Genomic DNA, 12611 nt, shown 5'->3' with positions numbered 1-12611 from the left:
TCAGCCCTTGACCGCGCCGGCGGACAGGCCGCTCATGACGTGCCGCTGCATGAGGACGAAGATGAGCAGGATCGGCACCACCGCCAGCAGCAGGGTGGGGAAGACGATCTCGTAGTTGGTGGTGTACGAGGACACGGCCGCGTACACGCCGGTGGTGATGGTCCGGAACGACGACCCGGGCCCGAGGATGAGCTGGGGGCTGACGAAGTCGTTCCACGCGCTGAGCGCGTTGAGGATGAACGCCGTCGCGACGATCGGCTTCATGAGCGGGAACACGATCCGCCACACCACGCGCTGCTGGCTCGCGCCGTCGATCGCCGCCGCCTCGTCGAGCGAGCGCGGCAGCATGCGGATGTACCCGGTGAAGATGAACAGGGTGAACGGGATCATCGTCGACGACATGAAGAGCACCAGCCCCGGCAGGGTCCCCATGAGGTGCAGCGCCTTCAGGACGAAGATCGCGGGCACCAGGATGATCTGCGCCGGGATGAACATGCCGGCGACGAAGAACATCAGCAGCACCCGGAACAGGACCGTCGGGGTCCGGGCGATGACGTACGCCGTGGGGACGGAGACCCCGATCGCGACGACGTTGCACGCGACGACGAGGAACAGCGTCACCGCGTAGCCGGAGACCACCGGGAAGTTGGGGTTGGTCCACGCGTCCTGCAGGAACTGGGTCGTGGCCGTGGCCGGGTCGAACCCGAGCGGCGACAGCAGGATCTCCTGCTGCGGCTTGAACGCGTTGACGACGACGATGTACAGCGGGACGAGCATCGCGACCGACAGGAGGGCGATCGCCCCGTTCCGCAGGGTCGTGCGCGTGCGCGCCGAACGGCTCCCGGACAGGCTCATGACAGCGCCTCCGCTCCTTCTTCGGCGCGCCTGCGCAGCGCGATGATCGTGAACGACAGGATCCCGGCGACGACGATGAGCAGCATGGCCTGCGCGCACGCCAGCCCCACCTTGTTGTTGGCGAAGGACACGGCGAGGATCTCGTAGGCCCAGGTCTGCGTCGCGTCGCCCGGGCCGCCGTTGGTCAGGCCGAGGACGACCTCGTAGACCTTGAGCAGCGACAGCACCGACGTCACGATCGTCACCGTCACGGTGGGCGCGAGCGCCGGCCACGTGACGTGCTGGAACACCTGGACGCGGCCGGCGCCGTCGAGCGTCGCCGCCTCCTGGAGGTCCGCCGGCACGGCCTGCAGGCCGGCCAGGTACAGCACGAGCTGGACGCCGAGCTGGGCCCACACGATCACGGCGATCATCGTCGCGAGCGCCCAGTCCGGGTCGGACAGGAACGGCAGGGCCGACCGGCCCGACCCGGTGAGCAGGTTGTTCACCGCGCCCTGCGGACCGAGGATCGCCTGCCACAGGAAGCCCACGATGAGGGCCGACAGCACGTGCGGGTAGAACATCACGGCCCGCGCGAACGCGGTGAACGGCGTGGTCCGCCGCAGCATGAGCGCCAGGCCCAGCGCGATCGCGTTGACGCCGAACGCCCCCACCACCGCGATGATCCCGGTGACCCACAGCGACGAGTGCATGTCGCCCGTCGGGTCGGTGAAGATCCGCGTGTAGTTCTCCAGCCCGACCCACTCCGGCGCCTGGCTCGGGATGCCGTTGTACTCGGTGAACGAGTAGTAGACGGCGTACCCGACCGGCACCACCATGAGACCGATGTAGACCAGCGCCGCCGGGACCGTCATCAGGCCCCGGCCCAGCGCGCTCCTTCTCCCCAGCACGCGTGCCGTCCTCGCTCGAGCCATGTCAGCCCGCTGCCTCCGCGTCGTACCAGGCCGTGAGCTGGCCGGCGGCGTCCGCGGGCGACGTGCCCTGCCACAGCCCCTGCGCGACCTCGGTGAACTTCTCGTTGAACCCGGCGACCGGCAGCGCGAAGTCGCCCACCGTCTGGTTGCCGGGCACCACGAACGAGGGCGCGGCGTCGAGCAGCTCCTGGACCTGCCCCGCGTACTCGTTCGCGCTCGTGTCCAGGCCCTCGCGGTTGAAGTTGTCCATCTCCGCCTGGGCGGCGATGGCGTCCTCGTCCGTCACGAGGTATTCCACCAGCTGCGTGGCGGCGTCCTTGGCCTGCGTCCCGTTCCACACCATGTACGGGAACGCCATCGTGGCGCCCATCGGCGCGGGCAGGTCGGCGGCGTCGTCGACGGGCGGTGCGAAGATCCCGACCTCGAACTCGGGCGGTGATGCCGCGAGCGTCGTGGTGAACCACGAGCCCATCGGGTAGATCCCGACGTCGCCGGCGATGAAGTTCGCCTCCTGCGTGCCGCTGTCCGTGGCCACGTCGTCGGCGGTCGTGTAGCCGGCGTCGATCCAGTCGGCCACGTGCTCGAACATCGGCTGGAACTGGTCGCCGAGGGTCGAGGACCCGCCGGCCACGGCCTGCTGCCACCCGGGGGTGGTGAGGTTCTGCTGCGGGTGCCAGATCTCCTGCACCTGGACGCCGGTGGCCCACTCGGAGGCGAACCCGACCGGCTTCTTCACGCCCTCGTCCTGCAGGGCCTTCAGGGCGGCGTCCATGTCCTCCCAGGTGGCAGGGGGCTCCGTGATGCCGGCCTTCTCGAAGAGGTCCTTGTTGTAGTACAGGAGCGACTGGGCCTGCATGCCCACGCCCACCACGTTGATGGCGCCGTCCGTGGCGTACAGGTCGGCCATCGGGGTGTCCTGCGCCCAGTCGTGGTCCGACAGGTCGAGGATCTCGGGCGCCGTGTCCTCGGTCGGGAAGATCGACTGGATGACGTCGGGCGCCGTGCCGGCCGCGAGCTGCGTCGGGAACGTCTCGGCGACCGACTGGCCGCTGGGCCCCTCGATCTTGACGTCGATCCCCGTCTCCTCCTCGAAGGGGGCGACGAGCTCGTCCCACTTCGCCTGCGTGAGGTTGTCGGTGATGTTCACGAGCATCCGCACCTGGTCGCCGCCGCCCGAACTGCCGCCGCCGTCGCCGGAGCTGCAGGCCGTGAGGGCGAGGACGGGTACGAGCCCGAGCGCGGAGGCGCCGATCGCCCCGCGCCGAAACCTTGCTGACATCGTTGTCTCCCTGGGTGGGTGCGTCGTCCTCGAAGACGAGGACCACTTGTCATACATGCTACATGTGAGAGGTGGCGCGCCACCAGTCCCTAGTCGAGGCGACCTCGGAACGGGACGGGGCCGACCACGGTCACGTCCGTGGGCCGGTCCGAGTCGTCGACCCGGAAGATGCCCTCGTCCGCGACGAAGAACGCCGGCGCCCCGGGGTACTCGAGCTCCGCCGGCAGCGGCTCCTTGTCCGTCCAGGCGAAGAACGACCGCGCGAACGTGTCCCGGTCCTTGCGGCCGAAGATGCTGAGGTCCCCGGCCGTGTACGGGCTGAGGATGCACCAGTGCACGCCGTCCTCGGCCCAGAACGCCCGGTCCGACAGGATCACCGCCTGCCGGTCGGGGTCCGCGAGCACGGCGTCCCAGAACGTCGCGTCGACGTCGCCCCGGGCCAGCGCGTGGCGGGCGAGGAAGAGCAGGTCGTGCGCGTGCCAGGCGGTGCTCGGCGCGACGTCGGCCTCGTGGTGCCAGCCCGTGGCCGAGACGAACGGGCCGGCGGGCGACTGGTAGTGCGCGTAGGTCCGCAGGCACGCGTCGCGGAACTCGCCCAGCTCGGGCACGTCGACGCCGGCGAGCACCTCCTCGATGCCGTACAGGCTCAGCCCCATCCCCGCGACCAGCATCGGCGTGGTCGAGAGCAGGTGCGTGTCGCCCCGCACGTACCAGTAGCGGTGGAACCGCGTGCAGCCCGCGTCGTCCACCCAGGCGGAGCGCGCGACGTGCCGGCAGATCGCCACCGCCTCCTCGAGGAGGTCGGGCCGGCCGAACCGGCGCGCGCCCAGGACGAGCGGCACCACCATGAGCCCGTAGTACTCGGCGGGCTCGAGGATGCCGCCGCCCTCGCGGTCGGTCGGCTGGCGGAAGACGCCCACGGACTCGCCGTCGGGCACCCCGCGCACGTGGCTGAGGCGCACCAGGGCGTCGAGGTCGTCCTCGAGCTCGGCGGCGTAGACGTCGTCGCCGCTCAGCTCCTCGTACCGCAGCTTGGCCCAGACCCGCGCGTACTCCTGGTTCACCGTGCCGTCGGGGGTGGGCCGCCCGCCGCCGTAGACGCGGCACGCGTCGAGGTCGCGCCGCACGGCCGCCAGGACCTCCACGCACTCGTCGTCGGGCAGCAGGTGGCCCGCGTGCCGCAGGCCCTCCAGCAGCCCGAGGCAGCCCACCATGTTGTGGATCAGGCCCGCGGTGGCCGACTCCCCCACCTGGAACCCGATGTGGCGGAACTGCCCGTCGTCCTGCACGGTCCGCGCCTGGAAGAGCATCATCCGGCGCCACAGGTCGAGCCCGCGGTCGTCGGGGTACCGCGCGAGCACCTCGCCGAACGCCGCGGTCGCCGGGGCGGAGAACGCCTGGTGGCCGCTGGTGAAGTCGACGAACGTCGCCGGGTTCGTGCCCCACACGCTGTGGTTGTGGAAGCCCCGGATCTGCCCCTCGTCGCCCACCCACGTGCGCATCCAGCGCGCGAGCGCCGCGACGTCGGGTCCTGCCTGTCCTGCGGCCATGCGTCCTCCTGCCTCGTTGCTGCGGATGGCGTCCTTGCGGGTGGCATCCTCGCGCACGTCGGCCGTCACGACGCCACCAGCTCCTCCGGGTGCGCGAACGGCAGGCCGTGGGCGAACCGCTCGACCTCCGCCACGACGGAGTCGCCGATCCGGCGCAGCTCCGTGCCCGTGGAGCCCGCGAGGTGCGGGGTGAGCACCACGTTCGGCAGGCTCCACAGCTCGCTGTCCGGCGGGGGCGGCTCGGGGTCGGTGACGTCGAGCACGGCGTCGATCCGCCCCGTGCGCAGCTCGGCGAGCAGCGCCTCGCCGTCGACGACGCCGCCGCGGGCGGTGTTGACGAGGGTGGCGCCGTCGGGCATCAGGGCGAGGACCCGCGCGTCGATCTGCCCCGCGGTCTCGGGGGTGAGCGGCTGGTGCAGGGACAGGACGTCGCTGCGCGCAGCGACCTCGTCGAGGCCCGCCGCCAGCGCGCCGGGCAGGCCGGGCACCGGGCCGGGCGCCAGCTCCGGGGAGTACAGCAGCACGTCGAGGTCGAAGGGCCGCAGCAGCTCGACGACACGGCGCCCGACCAGCGACGCCCCGACGACCCCCACGGTCCGGCGGTAGTTGCCCGCACCGGCCAGGAGGCGGTCGGCGCCCGGGGCCGCCCGGCGCTCGCGGTAGGCCCGCTCGGCCGCGTGCACCTTCTTGTTCGCGAGCAGGATCATCGCCAGCGCGTACTCGGCGACCGGCACGGCGTTGGCGGCCCGGGCGTTCGACGCCGTCACGCCGCGCGCCGCGAGCATCGCCGGGTCGGCGAGGCACGTGCGCGCGACGCCGCCCGCGTAGGCGACGGCCCGCAGCCGCGGCAGGAGCTCGGTCGGCAGGGCCGGGGCGCCCCAGCCGGCGACCAGCAGCTCGGCGTCGGCGAGCCGGCGGCGCGCGGCCCCCGACCCGTGCTCGACGACGACCTCCGGGTCGAGGTCGACGACCGCGCGCAGGCGCTCGAGGCCGTCCGCCCCGAAGATCCGCTCGACGAGCGCGGGCGGGTCGAACGCCAGCACGGCGCGCGGCCGGTCCGCGGCGCGCCCGGAGGTCGCGCTCACGGCTGCTCGCCCGCACGGCGGCGCGCGAGGCGCAGGCCGGCGTCGGCAGGCCGCACGTGCGGACCCGACGGCACCGCCCAGGTGCCGGACTCGCGGTTGGTGGCGATGAGTTCCTCGTCGACCTCGATGCCGAGGCCGGGCGCGTCGCCCAGCACGATCCCGCCGTCCTGGATCTCCTGGTCCACGCGCAGCCCCACGGGCCACGACAGGTCCTGCACCTCGGTGACCAGGTGGTTGGGCACCGCGGCGGACGCGTGGGCGACGGGGTTGGCGTTGTAGCCGACGGGGCTGACCGGCAGGTCCCGCCCGAGTGCCAGCACGGAGACCCGCAGGAAGTGGGTGACGCCCCAGACGCTGCCCGCCTGCACGACGCCCACGGCGTCGCGGTCGAGCAGCGGTCCGTACTGCTCCAGGCCCGTGAGGTTCTCCCCCGTGGCGACCGCCGCGCGCAGCTCGGAGGCGACGGCCCGGTGCCCGGCGACGTCCCACCGGCGCACGGGCTCCTCGATCCACATGATGTCGACCTGGTCCTCGACACGGCGGGCGAACCGGACCGCCTGGTGGCGCCCCCACGCCTCGTTGACGTCGTACATGAGGTCGGGGTGATCGGTGTTCTCGCGCAGGACGTCGCGGACGATGGCGAGCCGCTTGACGTCGCGATCGACGTCGAGGCCGCCCTTGACCTTGGCGCCGGTGAAGCCGCGCTCGGCCCACGGCTCGTAGAGCTCGACGAGCGCGTCGTCCGGCAGCGCGTACTCCAGCCCGGACGCGTAGCCGGGCACGAACCGGTCGGCCGCCCCGAGGGTGCGCCACAGGGGCTCGTCGGCGAGCTTCGCCTTGAGGTCCCACAGCGCCATGTCGAACGCGCCGATCGTGCCGAACGTGCTGCCCGCGTGCCCGGACTTGAAGACGAACGCGAGCATCCGGTCGTAGAGCGCGGTCACCGCCCGCGGGTCCTGCCCCTCCAGGGCGCCGAAGACCAGGTCCAGGTTGCCGCTCGCCCCGAGACCGACGCCGGTGACGCCGGCGTCCGTCTCGAGGAGCACGACCGGCACCTCGGTCACCCCGTCCGCGACGACGCCGTTGACGTCGCCCACCGGACGCCCCCATCGGTGGACGGTGGTGAGGGTCCGGTATCCCGTGATGCGCATCCGCTGCTCCTGATCCGCGCGCGCCGCCGTCGGCGCGCGTCTCGAGGCCGGGTCGTGGGAGGTGCAGCGGCTGGGTGCCAGCGCCTCGTCGAGCCTGTCGGCTGAGTCATAACTTATGATACGAGTGATGAGTATGCAAGCACCCGCTACGCTCGGGGTGGCCGTCAGCGCAGGCCGCGACGCAGAACGGAGCCCGGACGACATGACAACGACGCCCTCGACCGCCGGAGCGGTGCCCCGCCCCCAACGACACCGCCCGCCGCTCGCCGCCGCCGTGGTGAAGAGCCTGGTCACGGCGATCGTCGTCGGCGAGCACCCCCCGGGCAGCGCCCTCCCCCCGGCGGGCGCCCTCTGCGAACAGTACGAGGTCAGCCGCACGGTGATCCGCGAGGCCACCACCGCCCTGGTGGAGAAGGGCCTCGTCGCGTCCCGCCAGGGCTGGGGCACGATCGTGCTCGACCAGGACCAGTGGAGCCTGCTCGACCCGCTCGTCCTCGACGCGCTCTTCCAGCGCGAGGACCGCCTCGTCTACCTCGACAACCTCATCGAGATCCGCACCACCCTGGAGTGCGCGATGGCCCGGCGCGCGGCCGGCCTGCTCGACGCCGAGCAGCGGGCCACGCTCGCCGCCAAGCTCGACGAGCTCGCGGACCTCGTCGACGACCCGACCGCGTACGCGCGTGTCGACCTCGAGTTCCACGAGCTGATCCACCGCGCCTCCCGCGACGCGTTCGGCCGCGCGATCGTCTCCAGCGTCCAGGGCAAGGCGCTGCACTCGCCGCAGTACAGCGGCACCCCGAGCGTCGACGACGTCCGTTCCACGCACGAGGGGCACACCCGGATTCTGGAGGCGCTCGCCGCCGGCGACGCCGACGCCGCCGACGCCGCGATGCGCGACCACATCACGTCGTCCTGGGCTCGCCGCCGCCCCCAGGAATAGCCGACCCGGGGCCCGGCCCTCCCGGCGGCGTCACCGCCGTCCGGGGCGCCGGGTCTCTTCTCGACCTGTTGACTTGTACTACATGTGATGTACTACATTCGATCCATCGCGGCACCGCATCCCTGAGCGCCTCGGGACGCGCGGACGGCGGGGCAGAGCTGCCCGGCCTCCACCGGCCGCGGCAGCACCCCAGCGACAACCTGCAGTTCCGGTTCCGGAGGCGACGACGCCCGACAGCGCGGGCGGCCGTTCGACCTTTCGTGGCCTCGACGACGAGACGGACGACGAGACGGACGACGAGAGGGATGTGGATGCGATGACCTCGTTCACCCGACGAGACCTGCTGAGATCGTCCGGCGCCGCGGCGGCCGGAGCGGTCGTGCTGGCGGGCGGCGCGCGCGCCGGCACGGCCGTGGCCGCCGGCGACGCGGCGCCGGAGGATGCCGCGACCCGCCCGCTGGAGCTCTGGTACGCCCGGCCCGCGGCGGCGTGGCTGGAGGCCCTCGCGGTCGGGAACGGCCGGCTCGGCGCCATGGTCTTCGGCGGCGTCGCGGCCGAGACGCTCATGCTCAACGAGGACACGGTCTGGGCGGGCGGCCCGCACGACTATGCCGACCCCGCTGGCGCCGAGGCCCTGCCGGAGATCCGGCGGCTGCTCACCGAGGAGCGCTGGGCGGACGCCCAGCGGCTCGCCGACGCGCGCTTCATGGGCCGGCCGACGGAGCAGATGCAGTACCAGCCCGTCGGCGACCTGCACCTCGCCTTCCCCGGGCTGACCGACGACGTCGCGGAGTACCGCCGCTCGCTCGACCTCACCACGGCGGTGACCACCACGACGTTCGTCGCCGACGGCGTGCGGCACACCCGCGAGGTGTTCGTCAGCCACGCCGACCAGGCGATCGTCGTGCGGCTGCGCACGGACGTGCCGGGCGCGGTCTCGGTCGACGCCTCGTTCACCTCGCTCCAGGAGACGACCACCCTGGCGCACGACGGCCGGACCCTCGCCCTCGAGGGGCGCTCCGGCGAGGCCGAGGGCCTCGAGGGCGAGGTGCGCTTCGTCGCCCTGGCGCGGGCCGTCACCGAGGGCGGCTCGGTGGTGTGCGACGAGACGTCGCTGCGGGTGCGGGGCGCCGACGCGGTCACGCTGCTCGTCACGATCGGCACCAGCCACCGCAGCTACCTCGACGTCGGGGGCGACCCGCTCCAGCAGGCGGCACCGCCCCTCGAGCGGGCGAGCGTCAGCGGCTTCGGCGTCCTGCGCCGCTCGCACGTGCGCGACCACCAGGAGCTGTTCGGGCGCGTGGACCTCGACCTCGGCACGTCGTCGTCCGTCGACCTGCCGACCGACGAACGGGTGGCGGCGTTCCGCGCGGGCGGCGACCCGCAGCTGGCCGCCCTGTACTACCAGTTCGGCCGGTACCTCCTGATCTCGAGCTCGCGCACGCCGGGCCAGCCGGCCAACCTGCAGGGACTCTGGAACGCGGAGATGCTGCCCGCCTGGCAGTCGAAGTACACGCTCAACATCAACTGCGAGATGAACTACTGGCCCGCGGGCCCGTCGAACCTCGCGGAGTGCTGGCGGCCCCTGTTCGCGATGATCGAGGAGCTCGCGGAGTCGGGGGCGCGGACGGCGCGGACGATGTGGGGCGCCCGGGGCTGGGTGGCGCACCACAACACCGACCTGTGGCGCGGGACCGCCCCTGTCGACCACGCCTTCTACGGGGTGTGGCCCACCGGCGGCGCGTGGCTCTCGCTGCTCTTCTGGGAGCACTACGAGTACACCGGCGACCTCGACACCCTGCGCGAGTACTTCCCCGTGCTGCGCGGCGCCGTGGAGTTCTTCCTCGACACGCTCGTCGTCGACGACGCGACCGGCTACCTGGTCACGAGCCCGTCGCACTCCCCCGAGCTCAAGCACCACGAGGACGACGACGAGGGCGTGAGCCTCTGCGCCGGGCCCACGATGGACTGCCAGATCCTGCGCGACCTGTTCACCGCGTTCGACAACGCGTCGCGGGAGCTCGGCCTCGACCGCGAGACCGCCGTGGCGGCCCTCGCCGCGCGCGACAAGCTGCCGCCGAACCAGGTCGGCTACCTCGGCCAGCTCCAGGAATGGCTGATCGACTGGGAGGACGCGGCCACCGAGACCAGCCGCCACGTCTCGCACCTGTGGGGCGTGTTCCCGAGCGACCAGATCACGCCGCGCCGGACGCCGGAGCTCGCCGCCGCGGCCGACCGGTCGCTCGAGCTGCGCGGCCCGGCCGTGACCGCCGGCTGGTCCCTGGCCTGGAAGATGAACATCCGCGCCCGGCTCCTCCAGCGCGACGGCGCGTACACGCACCTCACGCAGCTGCTCTCCCCCGGCCGGACGGCGCCCAACCTGTTCGACCTGCACCCGCCGTTCCAGATCGACGGGAACTTCGGCGGCACGTCGGCGATCAACGAGATGCTCCTGCAGTCCCACTCCGGCGAGGTCTGGCTGTTGCCGTGCCTCCCCGAGGCGTGGCCCGAGGGGCGCGTGCGCGGCCTGCGCACCCGCGGGGGCTTCGAGATCACGATGACGTGGTGCGCCCACCGGCTGCAGCACGCGCGTGTGCGCTCGCTGCTCGGCCGCACGGTCCGCCTGCGCACCGACGCGCCCGTGCGCGTCGTCGGGCCGGGCGGCCCGGTCGCCGTCGAACGACCCCAGGACGGGCTCGCCGTGTTCGAGACGCGGCGCGGAGCCACCTACGTCGTCCAGCCGGCGGCCTGAACCACCCGGCAGCCATCCACCAGCCACCCACCCGCACCACTCACGAGAAGAGGACACCGATGTCCAGACGATGGATCAGGACCGGCACGGCGGCGGTCGTCGCGGTCAGCGCGGTCGCGGCCGTCGGGGTCGGGGCCACGGCCTTCGACCCGTACGCCGCAAGCTCCCAGAGCGGCGGCAGGTGCCCGCAGCTCTACGTCTCCCCCGACGGGGACGACGACCGCGGCAACGGCACCGAGCGCAGGCCGTGGGCCACCCTCGACAAGGCCCGCGAGCACATCCAGGACCTCGGGCTCAACCACGAGCGCAAGATGCGGTGCGACATCACCGTGAACCTGGCCGAGGGCGACTACCCCGTCGACGAGACCATCGAGTTCACCGACAAGGACTCGGGCAACAACGGCCACCAGGTGATCTACCGGTCCGCCGACGGCCCCGGCAAGGCCAACCTCGTCGGTGCCGAGCCCGTCACCGGCTGGGAGCTCTACCAGGACGGCATCTACAAGACCCAGGTGGACCCGGACGACCAGTTCTACACGCTGTTCGAGGACGGCGAGCGCTCCGAGCTCGCCCGGCACCCCAACCGGACGTCGGAGGACACCCAGGCGCCGTACCTCTTCTCCGTGCTGGGCGAGCCGGAGAAGGAGGGCGTCCGTGAGTGGCTGTACTGGAAGGACGGCGACTGGGACCCCGCCTGGGACGACACCCCCGAGAGCAACCCGCTCAAGGACGCCCAGCTCACCGTGTGGTCGGGCGGCTCCTGGAGCTGGTTCACGGACACCATCCCGATCGGCGGCGCCGACTACCGCAAGAACTTCACGACGTTCAAGTACTGGCCGCGGTACGCGCTCATGAACTCGCGCAGCGGCTCGCGGTACTTCCTCCAGAACGCGCTGCCGCTGCTCGACAAGGCCGGCGAGTACTACATCGACCGCGACTCCGGCGACCTCTACTACAAGCCGCGCGGCGACATCGCCGACGTCACGATCATGAAGCCCACCGTGGACCGGGTCATCGACGTCAAGGGGGCCGACGCCGAGACACGGGCGCACGACATCACCTTCGACGGCATCGGCGTGCAGTACTCCGACTTCGTCGAGTGGTACCGCGCCGGCTGGGTCAGCGCGGGCGACTCCGGCGAACCCCACAAGTACCCCCAGTACGACCGGCAGATCGAGATGCCCCGCAACCGCTTCGGCGCGATCACCCTGGAGAACACGAGCGACATCACCCTCACGGGCATGCACGTCCAGGACACGGGCTTCACCGGCGTCTACGCCCTGTTCGCCAACGACGGCCTCACCGTCCAGGACTCGCTCCTGGAGAACCTGGGCGCCGACGGCGTCAAGATCGAGGGCGGCTGGCCCGGCGAGGGCGACCTCTCCCACGGCCACACCTTCCGCAACCTGTACATCGACCACGTGGGCGAGCTCGTGCCCGGCGACGCCGCCGGCATCGAGCTGATGGACACCGGCGACAACACCGTCGAGCACATCAACGTCAAGCACTCGGCGCGCTACGGCATCAGCCTCGAGTCGCGTCCCGAGGTGGTCGACGGCGACCAGTACACCGACAACAACACCTTCAAGTACATCCGCATCGACGAGGTCGGCCTCGACTCCGGCGACATGGGCGCCTTCTACACCTACGGCGTCGCGAACCAGGAGCCGCACCCGATCCAGAACACCGTCGACCAGATGGTCATCGGCGACGTCATCCCCGACCCGGCCGGCGCGATGCCGGACTCCGGCACCCGCGGCATCCACATGGACGCCGGGGGCTGCGGCTTCGCCTTCTCCAACATCGAGGTCGGCAAGACCACCGACCAGTCCTACCAGTCCTACCAGTGCAACGAGGTCACCAACGGCAACTGGGAGGACGGCTTCGACGCCTCCCAGATGCAGTACGACCAGATCGGCGTCACCGACGAGTTCCCCTTCGACGTCGAGTAGGACCCGGAGCCGTGGGGCGCCCCCCCGCCGGGGGGGGGCCCCCCCCCCCCCCCCCCACCCCCCCCCCCCCCCCCCCCCCCCCCCCCGCCGGGGCCGAATTGGCAGAGAGTGGTAAGAAACAACACCGGGGGGC

Annotated in this window: 9 protein-coding genes; 3 read left to right on the top strand and 6 right to left on the bottom strand. The window is 72.1% G+C overall.

Annotated elements, in window-relative coordinates; all coding sequences use genetic code 11:
- From ABZ493_RS10250 to ABZ493_RS10225, 6 genes are all read right to left on the bottom strand, one after another.
- Positions 1-855, bottom strand: a complete 855-nt coding sequence (locus tag ABZ493_RS10250; protein WP_430582065.1) for a carbohydrate ABC transporter permease — start codon at positions 853-855, stop codon at positions 1-3.
- Positions 852-1745 (bottom strand): sugar ABC transporter permease, encoded by an 894-nt coding sequence (locus tag ABZ493_RS10245; protein ID WP_430582064.1) that lies wholly within the window; start codon positions 1743-1745, stop codon positions 852-854. The genes ABZ493_RS10250 and ABZ493_RS10245 overlap by 4 nt, the downstream gene beginning before the upstream one ends.
- A 25-nt stretch (positions 1746-1770) precedes the next feature.
- A complete protein-coding gene (locus tag ABZ493_RS10240; protein WP_430582063.1) occupies positions 1771-3048 on the bottom strand; it encodes an extracellular solute-binding protein in 1278 nt (425 codons plus the stop codon).
- 89 nt (positions 3049-3137) lie between these two features.
- The gene (locus ABZ493_RS10235; RefSeq protein WP_430582062.1) at positions 3138-4667 is read right to left on the bottom strand and encodes a hypothetical protein; all 1530 of its coding nucleotides are present in this window, start codon (positions 4665-4667) and stop codon (positions 3138-3140) included.
- Positions 4664-5683, bottom strand: a complete 1020-nt coding sequence (locus ABZ493_RS10230) for a hydroxyacid dehydrogenase (protein ID WP_430582061.1) — start codon at positions 5681-5683, stop codon at positions 4664-4666. The genes ABZ493_RS10235 and ABZ493_RS10230 overlap by 4 nt, the downstream gene beginning before the upstream one ends.
- Entirely contained in the window at positions 5680-6834 is a 1155-nt protein-coding gene (locus ABZ493_RS10225) for a mandelate racemase/muconate lactonizing enzyme family protein (RefSeq protein ID WP_430582060.1), read from the bottom strand. Before ABZ493_RS10225 ends, ABZ493_RS10230 begins: the two co-directional genes overlap by 4 nt.
- A 202-nt stretch (positions 6835-7036) precedes the next feature.
- Between ABZ493_RS10225 and ABZ493_RS10220 the strand changes: the two genes are divergently transcribed.
- The 3 genes from ABZ493_RS10220 (at position 7037) to ABZ493_RS10210 (ending at position 12478) form a co-directional block, all read left to right on the top strand.
- Positions 7037-7774, top strand: a complete 738-nt coding sequence (locus ABZ493_RS10220; RefSeq protein ID WP_430582059.1) for an FCD domain-containing protein — start codon at positions 7037-7039, stop codon at positions 7772-7774.
- Between the two features lie 316 nt (positions 7775-8090).
- Complete coding sequence (locus ABZ493_RS10215) at positions 8091-10526, top strand: glycoside hydrolase family 95 protein (protein ID WP_430582058.1); 2436 nt, start codon at positions 8091-8093, stop codon at positions 10524-10526.
- 59 nt (positions 10527-10585) lie between these two features.
- Positions 10586-12478, top strand: coding sequence for a right-handed parallel beta-helix repeat-containing protein (locus tag ABZ493_RS10210; RefSeq protein ID WP_430582057.1), 1893 nt, complete (start codon positions 10586-10588; stop codon positions 12476-12478).
- Positions 12479-12611: the final 133 nt, after the last annotated feature.

This window comes from Isoptericola sp. NPDC019482 (genome assembly GCF_040632295.1).
Classification (GTDB): Bacteria; Actinomycetota; Actinomycetes; order Actinomycetales; family Cellulomonadaceae; genus Isoptericola.
The sequence above is the reverse complement of the archived record's forward strand: the minus strand, read 5'-3'. Positions and strand labels throughout refer to the sequence as shown.